Raw genomic sequence first — 19,914 nt, 5'->3', positions numbered from 1 at the left:
GCGGCAGGTCCCCCGGCCACGACCGGATCGCGGGCCGGCGGAAGACCCGCGCCGAACCGGGCCACAACGGGATCGCGGGGCCGGCGAGCACCTGCCCTCGCCCGGCCCCTCATGGCTTCGACACCACCGGACGACCTGACCGAGCCGGGCGGGCCACGATCGGGGCCGGTCGTCAGGAGCGGGCGCTGACCAGGCCGGATTCGTAGGCGGCGATGACGAGCTGTGCCCGGTCCCTCGCCTGGAGCTTGTGCAGCAGGCGGCCGATGTGGGTCTTCACCGTGCCGGCGGACAGGTGCAGCTCGCCCATGATCTCGGCGTTGGAGAACCCGCGGGCGATCAGCAGCAGCACCTCCTGCTCACGTTCCGTGATCCCGTGGAGGCGGATCGTGCGGGGCGCGGGCGTGCGGGAGAACTCGGCGACCAGGCGACGGGTCACCGAGGGTGACAGCAGGGCGTCGCCGGCGGCCACCACGCGGATCGCGGCCAGCAGGTCGGCCGGGGGAGTGTCCTTGAGCAGGAACCCGCTCGCGCCCGCCCGCAACGCCGAGTACACGTACTCGTCCAGGTCGAACGTGGTCAGGATCAGCACCCGGGCCGCGCTGAACGAGCCGATCTCGCGGGTGGCCGCGATCCCGTCCACCCCCGGCATCCGGACGTCCATCAGCACCACGTCCGGGGACGTCGACCGCACCACCGACACGGCCTCGGCGCCGTCGCCCGCCTCGCCGACCACCCGCAGGTCGTCCGCCGAGTCCACCAGCACCCGGAAGCTGCCGCGCAGCAGCGCCTGGTCGTCCACGACCACCACGTCGATCACGACAGCGGAACCTCGGCGCGCACCGCGAACCCGCCGCCGGCCAGCGGACCGGCCGAGAAGGTCCCGTCGTAGACCGCCACCCGTTCCCGCATCCCGATCAACCCGTGCCCCCCTCCGCCACCGGCCAACACCCGTTCGCCGGGCCCGTCGTCGACCACCCGCACCTCGACCGAAGCGTCCCCCACGACGATCGACACCTCGCAGGCGGCCGGCGCCGCGTGCTTGACCACGTTGGTGACGGACTCCTGCACGATCCGGTACACGGTCAGCCCCAGCCCTTCGGGCAGCGAGCCCGTCACCGACAGCGACACGTCCACCCCGGCGAGGGACGCCCGCGTCACCAGTTCGGGCAAGTCGGCCAGGCCGGGCATGGGCGCCAGTTCGGCCTCCGAGTCCTCCGACCGCAGCACGCCCAGCAGTCGCCGCATCTCGACCAGGGTGCCGCGCGAGGCCCTCTCGATGACCTGGAGCGCCTCCTGGGCCTCCTCGGGCCGCGACGGCGCCACGTGGGCCGCGACCCCGGCCTTGACCGTGATCAGGCTCAGGCTGTGCGCGACCACGTCGTGCAGCTCGCGGGCGATGCGCAGGCGTTCCTCGGCGACCGCCTTGGACGACGCCTCGGCGGCCTGGCGGGCCTCGTAGGACCGGCGGATCCGCGTGGCGCGCCCCAACGCCCACGCGGCGCACACCACCAGCGTGAGGAAGATCGACAGCCCGGCCGACTCCGGCCACGCCTCGCCGATGAACACCGCCACCCAGGCCGAGCCGAGCGTGGCCGCCAGCGCGCCCACGGCCACCCGCGACGAGTAGGCCGAAGCCACCAGGTAGATCGCGAACGCGGTGGCGCTGTAGGGCTCCAGCGTGATGTGGGCGATGGTGGCCACGTTCTGCGCCGTGAGCACGATGCCGAGCGTGAGCAGCGGCCGCTTGCGGCGCAGCGCCAGGGGCGCCCCGACCAGGACCGCCACCGGGTAGCCCAGCCACGCCGGCACGTCGGACATCCGGGCGAAGTCCAGGTACACCATGACCAGCACCACGGCGGCGGCCACGTCCAGCGCGTACAGGTAGGCGGTGGGCAGCATCCGCAGGACTCGCGACATCACGGACGGCACGGTAACCGGCGTGGCCGCCGGTGGCGTCGGACCACGGTCCGACCCCGAACCGAGGACCTCGGTCCGATCCGCCCGCGCCCCCGCCCCGGCAGGCTCCTCCCCATGATCGAAGTACGGCAACTGACCAAGAGCTACCGCGCCACCCGGGCGGTGGACGGCCTCTCGTTCGAGGTGAAACCCGGCTACGTCGCGGGCTTCCTCGGCCCCAACGGCGCGGGCAAGTCCACCACCATGCGGGCGATCCTCGGCCTCGACCGGCCGACCAGCGGCGAGGCGCTCGTCGACGGTCGCCGGTACGCCGGGATCCGCCGGCCCATGCACCACGTCGGCGCGCTGCTCGACGCGGGCGCGGTGCACGGCGGCCGGTCCGCCTACGACCACCTCCGCGTGCTGGCCCGCAGCAACGGCATCAAGGACAGCCGGGCCGTCGCCACCCTGGAGCAGGTCGGCCTGGCGGGTGTGGCGAAGAGGCGCGTGAGCTCGCTGTCGCTCGGCATGAAGCAGCGCCTCGGGGTGGCGGCGGCCCTGCTCGGCGACCCCGGCGTGCTGCTGTTCGACGAGCCGGTGAACGGCCTCGACCCGGAGGGCATCCGCTGGATCAGGCACCTGATGCGCGACCTGGCCCGCGAGGGCCGCACCGTGCTCGTGTCCAGCCACCTGATGAGCGAGATGGCCCTGACCGCCGACCGGGTGATCGTGATCGGCCGCGGCAAGCTGATCCTGGAGGCGTCCATGCAGGACCTCCAGGAGAAGTTCAAGAGGGACGTCCTGGTGCGCACCCCCGCGCCGGACGCCCTGGTGACCGCCCTGTCCGCCGCAGGCGCGAGAACCCGGTCCGACGCCGGCGCCCTGCTCGTCCAGGGCCTGGACGCCCCGGACATCGCCGACCTCGCCGCGCGCGACGGCATCCCCATCCACGAACTGACCCCGCGCAGCGCGTCCCTGGAGGACGCCTACCTCGAGCTGACCGAGGACAGCGTGGAGTACCGCACCCGGGAGACCGCCCGATGACCGACGTGCTGAACTCGGAGTGGCTGAAGCTCCGCTCGGTCCGCTCGACCACCTACGTCCTGACGACCATCGCGGTGTGCCTGCTCGGCGGCGCGCTGGTGTCGTACCTGATGACGGCCGACTGGGACACCTCGCCGCCGGAGCTCCAGCAGAAGTTCGGCGCCGCCGACCCGAGCGTGATGGTGGTCCCGTTCACCCAGTTCTGCCTCGGCGTGCTGGGCGCCCTGGCGGTCACCTCGGAGTACGGCAGCGGGATGATCCGCACCGCCCTCGTCTCCGTGCCGCGGCGCGGGGCCTACCTGCTGGCGAAGACGGTCGTGGTGGCCGGCGCGTCGCTGCTGATCGGCCTGGCGACCGTCCTGCTCGCCTACCAGACCGGAGAACTGATCACCGGCGACCGCCCCGAACCGATCTCGGCGTACAGCTCGTTCACCGACGCCCTGCCGACCCTCCTGGCGAACACCGCGTCGCTGGTCCTGCTGGCCCTGCTCGGCCTGGGCCTGGGCTTCCTGCTCCGCTCCACGGCGGGCGCCCTGGTCTCCCTGTGCGCCCTGCTGTTCGTGCTGCCGTCCCTGACCCTGATCCTGCCGGATCCCTGGAACGAACGCGTGTACTCCGTGATGCTGCCGGTCCTGGCACCCCAACTGGCAGCCGAGTCACCGGACGCACCCCTGTCGCCACTGGGCGCGGGCCTGGTCATGCTCGCCTACCTGGCCCTGGCGCTGGGAGCGGGCGCCCTCGCCCTCCTCCGCCGCGACGCCTGACACGTCGACCACCTTCTGCGGCACCGGTCTCCCGCATCAGCGATGCGGGGGCGTGGGAACCCGCGGCCACCGGGTTCGGAGGCGGACCCGGTGGCATCGGCGGTTCGGCGACACCGACACGGCAGCACCCCGCCACGGCGTCCGGCGGCTCGGAAGGCCGCCCGTTACCGTGTCGGACGTGCCCGACTTCGCCCTCGGCCTGGCCGCGCTCGGCCGCCCCGCCTACATCAACCTCGGCCGCGAGCACGCGCTGCCCGAACACCGCGACGTGGACGCCATGCGCGCCCAGTGCCACGCCGTCCTGGACGCCGCCTACGCGGCGGGCGTGCGACGGGTCGACGCGGCCCGCTCCTACGGCCGCGCGGAGGAGTTCCTGGCCCAGTGGCTGGCCGCACGCGGCCACCAGGACGTGCAGGTGTCGAGCAAGTGGGGCTACGCCTACGTCGCCGACTGGCGGCGGGACGCGGACACGCACGAGGTCAAGGAGCACTCGGTCGAGCGGTTCACCCGGCAGTGGCGGGAGACCGAGGACCTGCTCGGCGCGCACGTCGGCCTCTACGACGTGCACTCGCTGACCTCCGACAGCCCGCTGTTCGGCGACCTCGACCTGCTCCTCGCCCTGGGCGGCCTGCGCGACTCGGGCGTCCGCGTCGGCTTCTCCACCTCCGGCCCGCACCAGGGCGAGACGATCCGCCGCGCGCTGGAGCTCACCGTCGAGGGGCGGCGGCTGTTCGACAGCGTCCAATCCACCTGGAACGTCCTGGAGACCTCGGCGGGACCGGCGCTGGCGTTCGCCAAGGAGTCCGGCGCGGAGGTGTTCGTCAAGGAGGGCCTGGCCAACGGCAGGCTGGCCGTCGACCCGCCGCCCCGCGTGCGCGACCTGGCCGACGAGCACGGCGTCGGCCCGGACGCCGTCGCGCTGGCCGCCGTGCTCGCCCAACCGTGGGCCGACGTGGTGCTCTCGGGCGCGGCGAGCCCGGAGCAGCTGCGGGCCAACCTCGCGGCACGCGACGTCGACCTGGCGCCGGACGAGCTCGCCGACTGCGCGGAGCCCGCCGAGCGGTACTGGGCTACTCGGGCGTCGCTGGCCTGGGAATGAGCCTGACGGCGCCCGAGTCGAGGTCCACCGGCCCGCGCGGCGGCGCGCCCGACTCCTCGTCCTCGCCCAGCATCAGCGTCACCTGGCGCTGTTCCAGCTCGATGTGCTTGCTGCCGTGGAACAGGGTGGTGAACTCGTCCATCGCGGTCGCGGACACGACCGGGTGACCCTGGCGCCGGCGGACCCACTTCCACAGCCGCTCGCCCGAAGCGAGTGCGAGCAGCAGCAGGGCGAGGCCGGGGATCGACATCGCGAACATCATGCCCATCTGAACCACTCCCGGATCAGGGCCCGACCGTCCGGCACGACCGGCCACCCGGGGTCTTCCGCCAACGCCCGCACCTCGTCCGCCCCCAGCCAGCCGCCCCACGCCACTTCTTCCGGCTGGTGCACGAACGGTCCATCGCTGCGCACCTCGTAAACGTGCGCGACATAGCGGATGGTTCCGTCCACGAAGGGCGTGCTGAACCGGAACTCCGGCGCCGCCGAAACCCCCAGCTCCTCCGCCAACTCCCGCACCGCGCACTCGTCCGGCGTCTCACCCGCCGCGACGACACCGCCGCACGTCGGGTCGTACAGCCCGGGGTAGACGTCCTTGGTGTCGGTGCGCCGGTGCACGTACAGCCGGGTCCCGTCGAGCGAGCGCACGACGATCACGGCGCAGAGGTGCCACAGGCCTTCCGCGCGCATCCGGGCGCGCGTCGCCGTGCCGATGGGCGTGCCGTCGGTGTCCACCACTACCACGTGCTCCACGCCAAGATCCTCCCCTGGTAGCACCGGGCCGTGCTACCTCGGGCCGACGCCTGCCGACGCCCCCGGTTCCTAACGTCGTGGCGTTCGCGTCACGAGGAGGAGTTGTGCCCACATCCCTGCGGCTCGCGGTCGCCGAGTTCCGCAACCGGCCCGGTCGCGCCGCGCTGCCCGGCGTCGCCCTGGTGGTCGGCGTCGCCTGCCTGCTGGCCGCCCTGATGCTCAGCGACGCGATGGTGCGCGCCGCGAACGAGGGCGCGCCCACCGTGCCCGCCGGCGTCGACCTCGTGGTCCGCCCGCCGCTCTACTCGGACGCGGTTCTCGACCAGGCGACCGCCGATCGGGTGGCGCAGGTCGCCGGGGTGACGGTGGCGCAACCGATCCGCGAGGTCCGCGCCGACCTGCTGATCGAGGGCGGGCGCGCGGGCGACCGGCGCGCCACCGCCGACATCGAGCCCGACCGCGCCGACCTGCACCGCGTGCCGATCCTGGAGGGCCGCTCACCCGGCCCCGACGGCGAGATCGCGCTCGACCGGGTCACCGCCTACGAGCACGGCCTCAAGCCGGGCTCCTCCGTGCGGGTAGCCGACGCGGCGGGCAAGCCGGTGGACGTGGTCGTCCGGGGCATCACCAAGCGCGGCTCGTTCGGCGAGGAGCCGGTGATCGTGGTCGGCGAGCGCCTGGCCGCCAAGCTCGGCGGCGAGCCCCGGGTCGAGGCGATCTACGTGGTCGGCGGCGACCGCGACGCCGTCGCCCGGGCCGTGGGGGAGGGCTTCCCGGTGGACACCAGGGCGGCGATCGCGGCGGAGCCGCCCGACAACGACCTGGCGGCCGTGCTGCTGCCGTTCAGCATCCTGGCGCTGGCGACGTCCGTCTTCGTCGCCTCCGCCACCTACCGCGCCGTCTACGCGCAACGCCAGCGGCACACCGCGCTGCTGCGCTGCCTCGGCGCGCACCGGGGCCCGCTGGTCTGGGCGAACCTCTTCGAGGCGCTGCTCACCGGCGCGGTCGCGGGCGTCCTCGGCGCGGTGCTCGGCGGGTCGGTGGCGTGGCTGCTGGCCAGGCTGTTCGACACCACCGGCCTGTCCTCGCTGCTCGGCGCGGTCGAGCTGAGCCCGCCGCTGCTGCCCTCGACCGGCCAGCTGGTGATCGGCGTCGTCACGGCGGCCACGCTCAGCGCGTTCGCCGCGGTCCGGCCCGCGCTGGCCGCCGCGCGCATCTCGCCGCTCGCGGCGCTGCGGACGTCCGAAGGCCAGACGCCCGACCGGGCCGTGGTGCGCCGCCGGCGGTTCTTCGGCATCGGCCTGGTGGTCACCGCGACGGTCATGGCGGCGCTCGCGGTTCTCGCCGCCGGCTCGCTCGCCGCGATCTTCCTGGTCCTGTTCTCCGGCATCACCGCCGTGTTCGGCCTGTTCGGCGTGCTCGGGCCGGTGGTCGTGCCCGCGCTCGGCCGGATCTTCGGCACGGTCGCGAGCCGCTTCGGCGGCGCGCAGTGGAAGCTGGCCGCCGCCGAGGTGCGGCGGGTGCCGCAGCGGTCCGCGTCGGTGGCGATGCCGCTGCTCCTGGCCGCCGCCATGGTCACGTTCTTCGCCGTCACGGTGGGTTCGGCGCAGCGCATGGAGGACGAGTTCAGCAACGAGCCGCGGCCCGACGCCGTGGTCGCCGACTCCGGCGGACGCGCGCTCGCCGGCGGTGTCGGCGCGGCGGCCAACCGGCCGGAAGCGGCGAGCACGGTCGTGCTGCACGGTGTCGTCACCGAGCAGCGGGACGCCGAGGGCCGCACGTTCCCGACCCAGCTCGCCGGCGCCGACCCCGAACGCCTGCGCGAGTGGCTGACCAGGCAGGACGTCAACGCCAAGGACTTCGCGCCCGGCGCCGTCCTGCTGGACGAGTGGTACGCCGAGCGGTTCGGCGCGCAGGTCGGCCGGCCGTTCACGGTCGAGGGACTGCCCGGCGGGCCGCGCACGGCCACGGTCGTCGGCACGTTCGCCGGCTCCCTGCTCGACGGCGCCGACGTGGTGCTGGCCGAACCGGACCTGGCGCCCGCCTCCAAGGTGCTGGTGGCGTTCGAACCGGGCGCGGACCCCGCCGCCTACGAGGCGGGCGTGCGGGCGGCGCTGGCCGACTCGCCCACCGTTCTGGTGAAGACCAGGGCCGAGGCGAACGCCGAGAACCAGCGCTACCTCGACCTGGGGATCGTGCTGCTGATGGTGCTGCTGGGGCTGTCCGTCGCGGTCGCGGTGACCGGCATCGGGACCGCGTTGACGATCTCCGTGCAGGAGCGCCGCAAGGAGTTGGCGCTGCGCCGCGCGCTCGGCGTGACCAAGGGCGGCCTGCAAGGTGGCGTGGTGGCCGAAGCGGTGCTGTTGGCGCTGGTGGGAGTGCTGGGAGGGGGTGTGTTCGGCCTCGTCTACGCGGAGCTGACGCTGGCCGCCGTCGGCGTGTTCGTGTGGCCCACGGCGGCGGTGCTCCCGCTGCTGGTCGGGGGCGCGGGCGTGGTGGTCCTGGCGGTGCTCGCGGCGTTCGGGCCGGCCCGCGGCGCGTCCCGGATCAGGCCCGCCGCGGGACTCGCGGCCGGCTGAAACGTGACCTGGGTCCGGGCGGTGTGTCGGTGGAACGTCGTAGTCTGCGTACATGCGGCGGATCATGGGAACCGAAGTCGAGTACGGCATCTCGGTGCCGGGTGACGCGACGGCGAACCCGGTGCTCACCTCGACACAGGTCGTGCTGGCCTACGCGGCGGCCGCCGACATACCGCGGGCGCGCCGGGCGCGCTGGGACTACGAGGTCGAATCGCCGCTGCGCGACGCGCGCGGCTTCGACCTCGGCACGCCCGGCGGCCACCCCGGCGACAGCGACGTCGAGGACCTGGGCGCGGCCAACGTGATCCTCACCAACGGCGCGCGCCTCTACGTCGACCACGCGCACCCGGAGTACTCCGCGCCCGAGGTCACCAACGCGCGCGACGCGGTGATCTGGGACAAGGCGGGGGAGCGGGTGATGGAGGAGGCCGCGATGCGCGCGGCCACCGTCCCCGGCCAGCCCCGGTTGCAGCTCTACAAGAACAACGTGGACGGCAAGGGCGCCAGCTACGGCACCCACGAGAACTACCTGATGCAGCGCAGCACGCCGTTCACCGCGGTGATCGCCGGGCTCACGCCGTTCTTCGCGTCCCGCCAGGTCGTGGTCGGCTCCGGCCGCGTCGGCATCGGCGCGGCGGGCGAGGAGGCGGGCTACCAGCTGTCCCAGCGCTCCGACTACATCGAGGTCGAGGTCGGCCTGGAGACCACGCTCAAGCGCGGCATCATCAACACCCGCGACGAGCCGCACGCCGACGCGGACAAGTACCGCCGGCTGCACGTCATCATCGGCGACGCGAACCTCGCCGAGTACTCCACCTACATCAAGTGCGGCTCCACGTCGCTCGTGCTCGACATGATCGAGGCCGGCCTCCGGTTCGACGACCTGCGGTTGCAGGAGCCGGTCCGGGCGGTGCACCAGATCAGCCACGACCCGACCCTCAAGGTGAAGGTCGAGCTGGCGAGCGGGCGCAAGTTCACCGGGTTGGACCTGCAGTTCGCCTACTACGAGCGCGCCGCCGCGTTCGTCGAGCAGGAGGGCTACGGCGACCGGGACGTGCTGCGCGTGTGGGGCGAGGTGCTCGACGCGCTGGCCCGCGACCCGCAGGAGTGCGCCGACCGCCTCGACTGGGTGGCGAAGCTGCGGTTGCTCGAAGGCTATCGCGCCCGGGACGGCCTGGCCTGGGGCTCGCCCCGGCTGTCGCTGGTCGACCTGCAGTACTCCGACGTGCGGCTGGACAAGGGCCTGTACAACCGGCTGGTGGCCCGCGGCTCGATGAAACGCCTGGTCAGCGAGGAGGAGGTGCGGGCGGCCATCCTGTCGCCGCCGGAGGACACCCGCGCCTACTTCCGCGGTCGCTGCCTGGAGCGCTACCCCACCTCGGTGGCCGCCGCGTCGTGGGATTCGGTGATCTTCGACCTCGGTCGGGAATCACTCGTCCGGATCCCCACCCTGGAACCGCTGCGCGGCACGAAAGCGCACGTCGGAGCCCTGCTGGAGGCCTCGGACACGGCCGAGCAGCTGGTGGAGGCGCTCACCCGGGGCTGATCAACAAACCCGAGTGGCAGGCGCAGGATGTCGTACCTGGTGGGTAGTGTTTAACTCGCAGGACCCGAAGACCGGGAGGTCGACATGGCCCAGGAACAGGTTCAGCGCCAAGGCGGCGGTGACGGCGACGAGAACGGCGACGGCGCGGCCGGCGCCGGCCAGGAACGCCGGGAGAAGCTCGGCGAGGACGTCGACGCCATCCTCGACGAGATCGACGACGTGCTCGAGGAGAACGCCGAGGACTTCGTCCGCGCGTACGTGCAAAAGGGCGGCGAGTAAGAAGCCGCCGGCGGGACAGGAGAGAAACTCACACATGGACCACAGCTCGACCGGGCACTACCCGGCCGCGTCGTTGCCCCCGGCCTACCTCAGGCCGGGGTCGTCGTCGTTCACCGATTTCCTCCGCGCCCAGGCCCCCGAACTGCTGCCGTCGAGCCGCACCCTGCCCGAGGGCAGCGCGGTGCAGGCCCCGCACGGCACGACCATCGTCGCCCTCACGTTCAAGGGCGGCGTGGTGATCGCGGGCGACCGGCGCGCCACGATGGGCAACGTGATCGCCCAGCGCGACATGAAGAAGGTGTTCATCACCGACGACCACTCGGCGGTGGGGATCGCGGGCACGGCGGGCATCGCGGTCGAGATCGTCCGGCTCTACGCGGTCGAGCTCCGGCACTACGAGAAGATCGAGGGCGTCTCGCTGTCGTTGGACGGCAAGGCGAACCGGCTCTCCGCGATGATCAAGGGCAACCTCGACGCCGCGCTCGCGGGCCTGGCGGTCGTGCCGCTGTTCGCGGGCTTCGACGTCGACGCGCCGGACCCGGACCGCGCGGGCCGCATCATCTCCTACGACGTGACCGGCGGGCGGTACGAGGAGTCGCAGGGCTACCAGGCCGTCGGCTCCGGTTCGCTGTTCGCGAAGTCGGCGATGAAGAAGCTGTACGACCCGGACGCGGACGCCGAGGCCGCCACCAGGACCGCGATCGAGGCGCTGTACGACGCGGCCGACGACGACTCGGGCACCGGCGGCCCGGACGTGATCCGCAAGATCTACCCGGTCGTCGTGACGATCACCGCCGACGGCGCGGCCCACCTGCCCGACGCGGACACCGCGACGTTGGCCGAGTCGGTCGTCGAGGGCCGCAAGGCCAGGCCGGCGGGCTGAGCGCCGTGTCGACCCCCATCCCCACCCGCATCCGCCGAGCCCGGGAGCCGCAGCAGTGACGATGCCGTTGTACGCCTCACCCGAGCAGATCCTCCGCGATCGCGCGGAGTACGCCCGGAAGGGCATCGCCCGAGGCCGGAGCGTCGTCGTGCTCCGGTACGCCGACGGCGTGCTGTTCGTGGCGGAGAACCCGTCCGCGACGCTGCACAAGGTGTCCGAGATCTACGACCGCATCGCGTTCGCCGCGGTCGGCCGCTACAGCGAGTTCGAGAACCTGCGCCAGGCGGGCATCCGGTTCGCCGACATCCGCGGGTACCAGAACGACCCGCGCGACGTGACGGGCCGCTCGCTGGCGAACGTCTACGCCCAGACCCTGGGCTCGATCTTCGCCGAGCAGATCAAGCCGCTGGAGGTGGAGATCTGCGTGGCCGAGGTCGGCGTCGACCCCGAGCAGGACACGCTGTACCGGCTGACCTACGACGGCTCGATCGTGGAAGAGCCGCAGTACGTCGTGATGGGCGGCCAGGCCGAGGCCACGGGCACCGCCCTCAAGGACGCCTACACCGAGGCGCAGCCGCTGGCCGACGCCGTGCGCACCGCGGTGAAGGCGCTCAGCGCCGGCAGCACCACCACCGGCAACGGCAAGCCCGACCTCCTCGACCGCGGCAAGCTGGAGGTCGCGGTCCTGGAACGCTCCCGGCCGCGTCGCGCGTTCCGCCGCATCACGGGCGCCGCTCTCGCCGCCCTCCTCCCGGGCGACGACGCGGCACCCGCCGACGAGGCCAAGGCCGCCGAACCACCCGCCAAGGGCACCAAGCGCAAGCCCGTGACGGACGTGAACCTGCCGCCGAACGACGACAAGCCGTAGGTTCCGCCACTGACGGCGAAGGCCCCCGACACCGCGTCGGGGGCCTTCGCCGCGTTCACAGGAAGATCTTGACCAGCTGGTCGCGCCCCTCGTGGTCGCGCAGCACCACCTGGTTGCCCGCGCGCAGCTCCGAGTCGACGAACTCGTAGATCAGCAACGCCCGGTTGACCAGGTCGACCTTCTTGAGCCCGGTCCGGTCCTGCAACTTGCCCAACGCCTCGACCGCCTCCGCGATCAGCGCGACGTTCACCCGATCCGCGACGGCGGGCTTGTCCGACGTGGCCCGCTCGACCGACGACATGTGCACCTTCCTCCGACTTGCCCCCTGCCCACCATTGTCGCAGACGCCGCAGCGATCAACCACATTTCCAGTGGCGAAAATGTGGCGAACCGGTTGCGCACGGCTGCGGAAGCGGTACTGTAGGTCATGTCACCACTGGGTGGCCAGGACCACGAGGGGCGTTCGCGCCCCGGCGAGAGGAGTTCTCGTGACTCGTTTGTGCTTCGGCGCACGCGAAGGCCCCTGACAGGGGTCGCCCGGCCTCGGAATCGACCACCGTTCCGACGCGGGGCAGCCACGAGGACTTCATCCTCGTCGCACGGGGTGCGACGAGGAGGGGGAGGCAGCTCGCTGTTCGGAGTTCCGGGGGGAGCTCGCGCAGCGGATACCTCCCAAGGTGGTTCTCCGGCGTGCTGTGCCCGCAGTGGGCGTACCTGTCCGGAGAGGAAAGGGCACTTCACCCATGAGTGCCGCAACGCCGGATCGGGCATTGTCCGGGTCCGGCACGGAAGAGGGCTGGGGTGAACCCAGTCGCGAAGCGCGGGTGCGCGTGGAGAAGTCGGGACTCAGGGTGGAAGTGGCCGTGCCCTCCAGCCAGGCTCCCCGACTGCTCACCGCCGCAGTCCTCGCGATGGTGATGGTCGGGGCCGTGGTCGGCCCCGTGGCCACGCTCCGGGCGGTCCCGGTGGACTTCCCGGTGTGGGCGACCGTCGGCTTGGTCGTCGGTCAGATCGGCCTGCTCGGGCTGATCGCGTTGATCGCGCGACGGGCGTCCGGGTCCGGCAGAGGGATCGGACGGCGGAGCTGACGCGAAAGGGGCACTCGGGAGAGTGCCCCTTTCGCGTGGTCGGGCGTGGTCGGCCTACGCGATGGCCTTGGCCAGCAACCGCCCCGTGCGCTCGCGCACCGACGGCGTGTCCAGCCCGCGCACCACCACGGTGGTCCGCCGCCGCAGCACGTCGTCCACCTCGGTCGCCCACTCGTACCGCTGCGCGTGCGCCACCTGCGCCCAGATGTCCGGCCCGTCCGGGTGCACCCGGTCCAGCAACGACGGGTCGTCCGACGCCAGCGCCAGCACCTCGTGGCTCACCGTGCCGTAGTGCGTGGCCAGGTGCCGGAGCACGTCGTCCGGCACCGACGGCAGCTCGCGGCCCAGCTGCGCGCTCACCCGGTCGGGCAGGGCCGCGCCCGGCAACGCCGACGGCACGCCGTCGAACGCGTGCGACAGGTCCCGGCCCAGCGCCTCGCCGACGCGCGCCAGCACCGACGCGCCGATGCGCCGGAACGTGGTCCACTTGCCGCCCGCCACGCTGATCATCCCGCCACGACCGCGGGTGATCACGGTCTCCCGCTTGGCGTGGCTGGTGTCGCCGGACCCGCCGGGCAGCACCCGGAGCCCGGCGAACGCGTACGCCAGCCGCGACCGGTCCAACGCCGACGCGACGATGCCGACCGACGCCTCACCGAGGATCTGGTCGACGTCGGCGGGCGAGCACCGCACGTCGGCCGGGTCGCCCTCGTACGGCTCGTCGGTCGTGCCCAGCAGGAGTTGCCCCTCCCACGGGATGGCGAACGACACCCGCACGTCGTCCACCGGGATGGTCATCGCCGCACGCCACGGCTCGTCCGTCTTCAGCACGAGGTGCGCGCCCTTGGACAGCCGGATGCTCGGCGCGGCCGCCGCGTCCTCCATCCGCCGCACCGAGTCCAGCCACGGCCCGGTCGCGTTGACCACCACCGACGCGTCCAGCCCGAACTCGCCGCCGTCCACCTTGTCGCGCAGCTCGACCCCGGTCACCAGCCCGCCGCGCTTGCGCAGGCCCGTCACCTCGACGTGGTTCAGCAGCACGGCGCCCGCTTCGGCCGCCGCACGCGCCGCCGTGATGGCCACGCGCGCGTCGTTCATCTGGTGGTCGTAGTACAGCGCCGCGCCGCGCAGGCCCTCGGTCCGCAGGTGGGGCACGTGCTCCACGGCCCGCCGCGCCGACAGCACCTTGCCGACGCCGTCGCCGAACCCGGACAGCGCCGAGTACAGCACCACGCCCGCGCCGAGCACCGACCGCGAGTGCGGCCCGCCCCGGTACACCGGCACCAGGAACGGCAGCGGCCGGACCAGGTGCGGCGCCAGGTGGTCGCCCAGCGCGCGCCGCTCGGCGTGGTTCTCCCGCACCATCGGCACCGCGCCCGGACCCATCGCGAGGTACCGCAGGCCGCCGTGCACGAGCTTGGACGACGCGCTGGACGTGGCGCCCGCGAAGTCGCCCGCCTCCACCAGCGCCACCCGCAGGCCCGACCGGGCCGCCGCCCACGTGGTGGCGATGCCCAGCGCGCCGCCGCCGATCACGACCAGGTCGAAGGCGCCGTGTCCCAGCGCCTCGCGCGCCTTGGCCCGTTGCTCACTCATCGTTGTCGTCCTCGTCAATCCAGCCGACGGTCCGCTCGACCGCCTTCTTCCACTTGCGGTAGCCCTTGTCGCGGGTCTTCGCGTCCATGCCGGGCAGCCACTCGGCGGCCTTGTGCCAGTTCTCGCGCAGGCTCTCGGTGTCCGACCAGTAGCCGACCGCGAGGCCTGCCGCGTAGGCCGCGCCCAGGCACGTGGTCTCGGCGACGATCGGCCGCACCACGGGCACGTCCAGCACGTCGGACAGGAAGCCCATGAGCAGGTTGTTGGCCGTCATGCCGCCGTCGACCTTCAACGCGACCAGTTCCACGCCGGAGTCGGCGTTCATCGCGTCCACGACCTCGCGGGTCTGCCAGGCGGTGGCCTCCAGCACCGCGCGGGCGATGTGGCCCTTGTCGATGTAGCCGGTGAGGCCCGCGATGATGCCGCGCGCGTCGGACCGCCAGTGCGGCGCGAACAGGCCGGAGAACGCGGGCACGAAGTACGCGCCGCCGTTGTCCTGCACCGACCGCGCGAGCGTCTCGATCTCGGGCGCGCTGGAGATCAGCCCCATCTTGTCCCGGAACCACTGCACCAACGCGCCGGTGACCGCGATCGCGCCCTCCAGCGCGTACGCGGCCGGCTGGTCGCCGATCTTGTAGCCGACCGTGGTCAGCAGGCCGTTCTCCGACACGACAGGCTTGTCGCCGGTGTTGACCAGCAGGAAGCTGCCGGTGCCGTACGTGCACTTGCCCTCGCCGGGCGAGTAGCAGGTCTGGCCGAACAGCGCCGCCTGCTGGTCGCCGAGCGCGGAGGCCACCGGGACGCCTTCCAGCGTGCCGGTCGCGGTGCCGTAGACCTCCGCGGACGAGCGGATCTCCGGCAGCATCGCCTTGGGCACGCCGATCGCGTCGACCAGCTCGTCGTCCCAGTCCAGCGTCTCCAGGTTCATCAGCATGGTGCGGCTGGCGTTGGTGACGTCGGTGACGTGGCGGCCGGTGAGCTTCCAGATCAGCCAGGTGTCCATGGTGCCGAACAGCACCTCGCCCGCCTCGGCGCGGGCGCGCAGGCCGTCGACGTGGTCGAGCAGCCAGCGGACCTTGGGCCCGGAGAAGTAGGTGGCCAGCGGCAGCCCGCACTTCTCGCGGAACCGGTCCTGCTCGCCGAGCTCCTTGACCAGCTGGTCGGTGCGGGTGTCCTGCCAGACGATCGCGTTGTGCACGGGCTTGCCGGTGGCCTTGTCCCACACCAGCGTGGTCTCGCGCTGGTTGGTGATGCCGACGGCGGCCAGGTCGTGCACGGTCAGCGAGGCCTTCTGCAGCGCGCCGTGCACGACGTCGAGCACGTTGGCCCAGATCTCCTCGGCGTCGTGCTCGACCCAGCCGGGCTTGGGGAAGATCTGCCGGTGCTCCTTCTGCGCCACGGACACGATCGCGCCGCCGTGGTCGAAGACGATGCAGCGTGAGGAGGTCGTGCCCTGGTCGATGGCGGCGATGTAGGTGCTCACGGTGGGACGCTCCTCAGTAGACGGCGATGTCGACGAGCCCGGCCAATGCTCCGCCGATCAGGGGACCGACGACGGGGATCCAGGCGTATCCCCAGTCCGATCCACCCTTTCCGGGGATCGGCAGGACGGCGTGCGCGAGGCGGGGGCCCAGGTCGCGCGCGGGGTTGATGGCGTAGCCGGTGGGCCCGCCGAGGGACATGCCGATGCCGACGACCAGCAGGGCGACGATCAGCACGCCGGTGCCGGAGGTCTCCAGGCCCTTGGTCTGGCCGGTCGCCAGGATGACGAACACCAGCACGAACGTGGCGATGACCTCGGTGGTCAGGTTCTGCGCGCGGTGGCGGACCTCGGGGCCGGTGGCGAAGACGCCGAGCACGTCGCCGGTGTTGGCGCGGAACTGGCCGAGGTAGGCGAGGTAGCACAGGACGGCGCCGGTGAACGCGCCGAGGAGCTGGGCGAGCAGGTAGAGCGGGACGGTGCTCCACTCGCCGTTGTGGATGGCCAGGCCGACGGTGACGGCCGGGTTGAGGTGCGCGCCGGACAGCGGCGCGACCGCGTAGGCGCCCGCGAGGACCGCGAAGCCCCAGCCGAACGTGATCACCACCCAGCCCGCGCCGTTCGACTTGGACTTCGCCAGCACCACGCCCGCGACGACGCCGTTGCCGAGCAGCAACAGCAGTGCGGTGCCCAGGAACTCACCGATGAAGATCGACTGGTTGGTCATCCACGCGCCCTCTCTGGCCTGAATGCCGTTCGACAATGTCGTACGGTGCGCGTGAATCCTGTGCCGACGCTCACAAGATGTCAACCCTTCCGGAACGCCCTCGTCACCAGGGGATGGCGCCGAGCTCGCGCGAGATGGACCGCGCGGCCTCGCGCACGTAGGACACGAGGTCCGTGCGCGGCTGCTTCTTCTCGTCGCACAGGCGCTCGACGGGCCCGGAGATCCCGACCGCGCCCACCGTCACCAGCCGCCGGTCCCGGATCGGCGCGGCCAGCGACACCTCGCCCTCGACCAGCTCCTCGACCTCCGACGCCCAGCCGCGCTGCCTGACCTGCTCCAACGCGTCGCCGAGCCGGTCGAGGTCGGTGATCGTGGCGGCGGTGTAGGCCTTGAGCGGCTCGTCGTCGGCGAGGCCGAGGCCGACCGGGTCGTCGGCGAGCAGGACCTTGCCCAACGCGCTGGCGTGCGAGGGGAGCAGCGCGCCGACTTCGAGGACCTGGCGGGAGTTGTCCGGCCGGAAGACGTGGTGCACGACCAGGACCTGGTTCTCGTGCAGGGTGCCGATGCGGACGCTCTCCATGCTGCGCGAGGCCAGCGAGTCCGACCAGTTCAGCGCGCGGGTGCGCAGCTCGTTGCCGTCGAGGTAGCTGCTGCCGATGTGGAACAGCGCCGCGCCGAGCTGGTACTTGCCCGTGTCCGGCGACTGCTCGACGAACCCGACCAGCTGCAACGTGCGGAGGATGCCGTGCACGGTCGGTTTGGGCAGGTCGAGGGCTCGGGCGAGTTCCGCCACCCCCATCCGCCGCGCACCGCTGGCCAGCAGCCGCAGCACCGCGGCTGCCCGTTCGATGGACTGGATGGGACCGGGCACGCGATCACTCTAGCGCTTCACCGTTCGACCATGTCGAACTGCTGGAATCGCGGCGCGTCACAGGTGCAGCGACCAGGTCTGCGCCTCCACGTCCCGCCCGAACAGGCGTTCCGGCGTGCTCTCGTCGAGGGTGAAGCCGACCTTCTCGTAGAGGTGCCGCGACGCCGCCAGGCCCGCCACGGTCCACAGCTCCATCCGCTCGTACCCGGCCCGGCGGGCGAAGCGGAGGCACTCGTCGACCAGTCGCGCGCCGATGCCCAGGCCCCGTGCGGCGGGTTCGACGAGCAGCAGGCGGAGCTTGGCGGTGCGGTCGTCGACCCGCATGCAGAAGATCGAGCCGACCGGTTCGCCGTCGACCTCGGCGATCCACGCCGCCTCGTGGTCGGGGCAGTGGCGCGCCCCGTACTCGCCCGCGACCCGTGCCACCAGCGCCTCGAAGGTCTGGTCGAAACCGCACTCCTCCGCGTACCGCACCCCGTGCCGGTTGACCACCCACCCGAGGTCGCCCGGGCGCAACGGCCGCAGCAGGTACGACCGGGGCGTGCCGGTGAGCAGGCGTTCGACCTTCCGCATCGAGGCCACCAGCTCGACCCGGTCCGCCGGCGGCACCCGGTCCAGCAGCGCGCCGATCTCGGCGTCGGACCGGGCGTTCAGGTCGGCGAACACGGACTCGCCGTGCGGGGTGAGCGCGACGACGTGGCGGCGCGAGTCGCGCTCGGACACCGTGCGGGTCACCAGGCCGTCCCGGTCGAAGCGGGTCAGGATGCGGCTGAGGTAGCCCGCGTCCAGCGACAGCGCCGCGCGGAGGTCGGCCGCCTCGCGGGGGCCCGCGGCCAGCTCGAACAGCACCCGCACCTCGGTCAGCGAGTACGGCGAGGCCAGGTAGCCGCGGTCGAGCACACCGATCACGCCGGTGTAGAAGCGGTTGAACGCGCGGACGTCCGCGACCGTCATCGTTGACTCCCTCAACAGAAACGTTGACGGAGTCAACCTTATCCCTGTGGTCGGTAGACGGCCAGGGCCGCGGGCCGGGACCGGAACTCGAACGTCGAGCCCGTGGGGCCGACCTCGCCGTCCGTCGCGATCGCCACCGCGCCGTCGAGCAGCCGCACGTCCAGCCACCGCGTCTCCAGGTGACCGTAGGTCCGGCTGCGGTGCAGGGAGCCGAGCAGCGCGCCGAGGAAGAACCGCGCCCGGGAGAACCGGGTGTCGGCGCGGATGTACCGGACGTCCATCAGCCCCGCGTCCAGGGCGGGCCGCATCGTCGGCGCGAAGCCCTTCGGCCGGTACGGGCCGTTGCCGACGAACAGCATCCACACCAGCCGCCGCTCGCCGTTCAGCTCCACCCGCAGCGGCCGCGACGTGCGCAGCACCCGGGCCAGCGCGATCGCCGCCGCCGGCCACTTGCCCCACCTGCCCTGCAACTTCTCCCGCAGCCGCACCATGTCGGGGTAGCCGCCGAGGCTCGCGGTGTTGACGAACCAGCGCGGCCCGGCGCCGTCGACGGACACCGCCGCGAGGTCCACCAGCGCGCCGTCGCCGTCGGTGACCGCCCGCGCGCTGTCGTCCAGCCCCTGCACGCCCACGTCACGAGCGAAGTGGTTCAACGTCCCGGACGGCACCAGGACCAGCGGCAGCCGGTGCGCCGCGGCCAGCGCGGCGACCGCGGCCACCGACCCGTCACCGCCCGCCACCCCCAGTGCCTGCGGAGCGTGATCGGCGATCACCGTGTCGAGATCCTCGATTCCCACGATCGTGGCTTTCGGCCATTCGCGGAGGATCTCGTCCGTCGGATCGCCCCCGACCAGGCCCGCGCTCGGGTTCACCACGACCGCGAGACCTTCGCCGTCGACCAGGGCCGCCAACGCCCGGTGCTCGCGCGCCGACGCGGGCTCGGTCCGCCCCAACGGCCACCAACGCCTGGTCAGCAGGGCCGCGCCGACCCCGATCGCGGCGCCTGCGGCCACGTCGGACGGCCAGTGCACGCCGGTGTGCACCCGCGAGTAGGCCACCGCCGCCGCGACCGGCGCGATCGCCGCCCCCAGCGCGGGCGACTCCATCGCCACCGCCGTGGTGAACGCCGCCGCCGACGCCGCGTGCCCGGACGGGAACGACGACGACGTGGGACGCCTCGTCAGCCGCCGGGGCACGTGGAGCAGGTCGGCGGCGGGCCGGCGGCGCGGGAACAGGCGTTTCGCGACCAGGCTCGCGGAGAAGCTCGCGCCGCCGATCGCGGCCACCCCGCGCAACCCCGCGCGCCGCGTCACCCCTTTGCGCACCGCCAGCACGCCCGCGACGGCGAGCCACAACACGCTGTGGTTGGCGGCGCGCGACAACCGCTTCATGCCCTCGTCGACGGGCGAGGCGCGCAGCTCCCCGGTTCGGCTCATCAGGGCCAGGTCCAGGCGGTTCACTCGTCGGAGCACACAAGAACGTTATCC

Annotated in this window: 20 protein-coding genes; 9 read left to right on the top strand and 11 right to left on the bottom strand. The window is 72.7% G+C overall.

Annotated elements, in window-relative coordinates; genetic code table 11:
• Nucleotides 1-172 precede the first annotated feature (172 nt).
• Both AB0I91_RS11640 and AB0I91_RS11635 read right to left on the bottom strand, forming a co-directional pair.
• On the bottom strand, nt 173-817 hold the full coding sequence (locus AB0I91_RS11640) for a response regulator (protein ID WP_499636630.1): 645 nt from the start codon (nt 815-817) through the stop codon (nt 173-175).
• On the bottom strand, nt 814-1,917 hold the full coding sequence (locus tag AB0I91_RS11635; protein WP_499636710.1) for a sensor histidine kinase: 1,104 nt from the start codon (nt 1,915-1,917) through the stop codon (nt 814-816). The genes AB0I91_RS11640 and AB0I91_RS11635 overlap by 4 nt, the downstream gene beginning before the upstream one ends.
• Before the next feature lie 114 nt (nt 1,918-2,031).
• Between AB0I91_RS11635 and AB0I91_RS11630 the strand changes: the two genes are divergently transcribed.
• From AB0I91_RS11630 to AB0I91_RS11620, 3 genes are all read left to right on the top strand, one after another.
• Entirely contained in the window at nt 2,032-2,940 is a 909-nt protein-coding gene (locus AB0I91_RS11630) for an ABC transporter ATP-binding protein (protein ID WP_499612971.1), read from the top strand.
• On the top strand, nt 2,937-3,704 hold the full coding sequence (locus AB0I91_RS11625) for an ABC transporter permease (protein WP_498775836.1): 768 nt from the start codon (nt 2,937-2,939) through the stop codon (nt 3,702-3,704). Before AB0I91_RS11630 ends, AB0I91_RS11625 begins: the two co-directional genes overlap by 4 nt.
• Before the next feature lie 178 nt (nt 3,705-3,882).
• A complete protein-coding gene (locus tag AB0I91_RS11620; protein WP_498775838.1) occupies nt 3,883-4,803 on the top strand; it encodes an aldo/keto reductase in 921 nt (306 codons plus the stop codon).
• Here AB0I91_RS11620 and AB0I91_RS11615 read toward each other — a convergent pair.
• Complete coding sequence (locus tag AB0I91_RS11615) at nt 4,775-5,071, bottom strand: DUF6191 domain-containing protein (protein WP_498775841.1); 297 nt, start codon at nt 5,069-5,071, stop codon at nt 4,775-4,777. The two genes, AB0I91_RS11620 and AB0I91_RS11615, sit on opposite strands and share 29 nt — an antisense overlap.
• Complete coding sequence (locus tag AB0I91_RS11610) at nt 5,062-5,556, bottom strand: NUDIX hydrolase (RefSeq protein ID WP_498775843.1); 495 nt, start codon at nt 5,554-5,556, stop codon at nt 5,062-5,064. Before AB0I91_RS11610 ends, AB0I91_RS11615 begins: the two co-directional genes overlap by 10 nt.
• A gap of 104 nt (nt 5,557-5,660) precedes the next feature.
• Here AB0I91_RS11610 and AB0I91_RS11605 point away from each other — a divergent pair, with 104 nt between their 5' ends.
• The 5 genes from AB0I91_RS11605 (at nt 5,661) to prcA (ending at nt 11,711) form a co-directional block, all read left to right on the top strand.
• Entirely contained in the window at nt 5,661-8,135 is a 2,475-nt protein-coding gene (locus AB0I91_RS11605; RefSeq protein ID WP_499612965.1) for an FtsX-like permease family protein, read from the top strand.
• Between the two features lie 52 nt (nt 8,136-8,187).
• On the top strand, nt 8,188-9,681 hold the full coding sequence (gene dop, locus AB0I91_RS11600) for a depupylase/deamidase Dop (RefSeq protein ID WP_499636627.1): 1,494 nt from the start codon (nt 8,188-8,190) through the stop codon (nt 9,679-9,681).
• An 84-nt stretch (nt 9,682-9,765) separates the two neighbouring features.
• Complete coding sequence (locus AB0I91_RS11595; protein WP_053716644.1) at nt 9,766-9,960, top strand: ubiquitin-like protein Pup; 195 nt, start codon at nt 9,766-9,768, stop codon at nt 9,958-9,960.
• Nucleotides 9,961-9,994: 34 nt separating this feature from the next.
• Complete coding sequence (gene prcB, locus AB0I91_RS11590) at nt 9,995-10,843, top strand: proteasome subunit beta (protein ID WP_499612962.1); 849 nt, start codon at nt 9,995-9,997, stop codon at nt 10,841-10,843.
• A 55-nt stretch (nt 10,844-10,898) separates the two neighbouring features.
• Nucleotides 10,899-11,711: a proteasome subunit alpha gene (prcA, locus tag AB0I91_RS11585; protein ID WP_498775851.1), complete on the top strand. Its 813-nt coding sequence runs from the start codon at nt 10,899-10,901 to the stop codon at nt 11,709-11,711.
• Between the two features lie 55 nt (nt 11,712-11,766).
• Here prcA and AB0I91_RS11580 read toward each other — a convergent pair whose 3' ends face one another.
• On the bottom strand, nt 11,767-12,012 hold the full coding sequence (locus tag AB0I91_RS11580; RefSeq protein WP_498775853.1) for a hypothetical protein: 246 nt from the start codon (nt 12,010-12,012) through the stop codon (nt 11,767-11,769).
• 529 nt (nt 12,013-12,541) lie between these two features.
• On the opposite strand from AB0I91_RS11580, the gene AB0I91_RS11575 reads away from it, so the two are divergent.
• Nucleotides 12,542-12,799 carry a hypothetical protein gene (locus AB0I91_RS11575; protein ID WP_499636625.1) on the top strand — a complete coding sequence of 86 codons (258 nt, stop codon included), beginning with the start codon at nt 12,542-12,544 and terminating at the stop codon, nt 12,797-12,799.
• Between the two features lie 54 nt (nt 12,800-12,853).
• Here AB0I91_RS11575 and AB0I91_RS11570 read toward each other — a convergent pair whose 3' ends face one another.
• The 6 genes from AB0I91_RS11570 to AB0I91_RS11545 form a co-directional block, all read right to left on the bottom strand.
• A complete protein-coding gene (locus AB0I91_RS11570) occupies nt 12,854-14,395 on the bottom strand; it encodes a glycerol-3-phosphate dehydrogenase/oxidase (RefSeq protein ID WP_499636623.1) in 1,542 nt (513 codons plus the stop codon).
• Nucleotides 14,388-15,878 (bottom strand): glycerol kinase GlpK, encoded by a 1,491-nt coding sequence (glpK, locus tag AB0I91_RS11565; RefSeq protein ID WP_498775859.1) that lies wholly within the window; start codon nt 15,876-15,878, stop codon nt 14,388-14,390. The genes AB0I91_RS11570 and glpK overlap by 8 nt, the downstream gene beginning before the upstream one ends.
• A 13-nt stretch (nt 15,879-15,891) precedes the next feature.
• The gene (locus AB0I91_RS11560; protein ID WP_498775861.1) at nt 15,892-16,602 is read right to left on the bottom strand and encodes an MIP/aquaporin family protein; all 711 of its coding nucleotides are present in this window, start codon (nt 16,600-16,602) and stop codon (nt 15,892-15,894) included.
• Between the two features lie 103 nt (nt 16,603-16,705).
• Nucleotides 16,706-17,473: an IclR family transcriptional regulator gene (locus tag AB0I91_RS11555; protein WP_499636621.1), complete on the bottom strand. Its 768-nt coding sequence runs from the start codon at nt 17,471-17,473 to the stop codon at nt 16,706-16,708.
• Between the two features lie 57 nt (nt 17,474-17,530).
• Nucleotides 17,531-18,427, bottom strand: a complete 897-nt coding sequence (locus tag AB0I91_RS11550; RefSeq protein WP_498775865.1) for a bifunctional helix-turn-helix transcriptional regulator/GNAT family N-acetyltransferase — start codon at nt 18,425-18,427, stop codon at nt 17,531-17,533.
• Nucleotides 18,428-18,465: 38 nt separating this feature from the next.
• Nucleotides 18,466-19,899 (bottom strand): bifunctional phosphatase PAP2/diacylglycerol kinase family protein, encoded by a 1,434-nt coding sequence (locus AB0I91_RS11545; RefSeq protein ID WP_498775867.1) that lies wholly within the window; start codon nt 19,897-19,899, stop codon nt 18,466-18,468.
• Nucleotides 19,900-19,914: the final 15 nt, after the last annotated feature.

Source organism: Actinosynnema sp. NPDC049800, from assembly GCF_040656635.1.
Lineage (GTDB): Bacteria > Actinomycetota > Actinomycetes > Mycobacteriales > Pseudonocardiaceae > Actinosynnema.
This window is presented reverse-complemented; position numbering and strand designations above follow the sequence as displayed.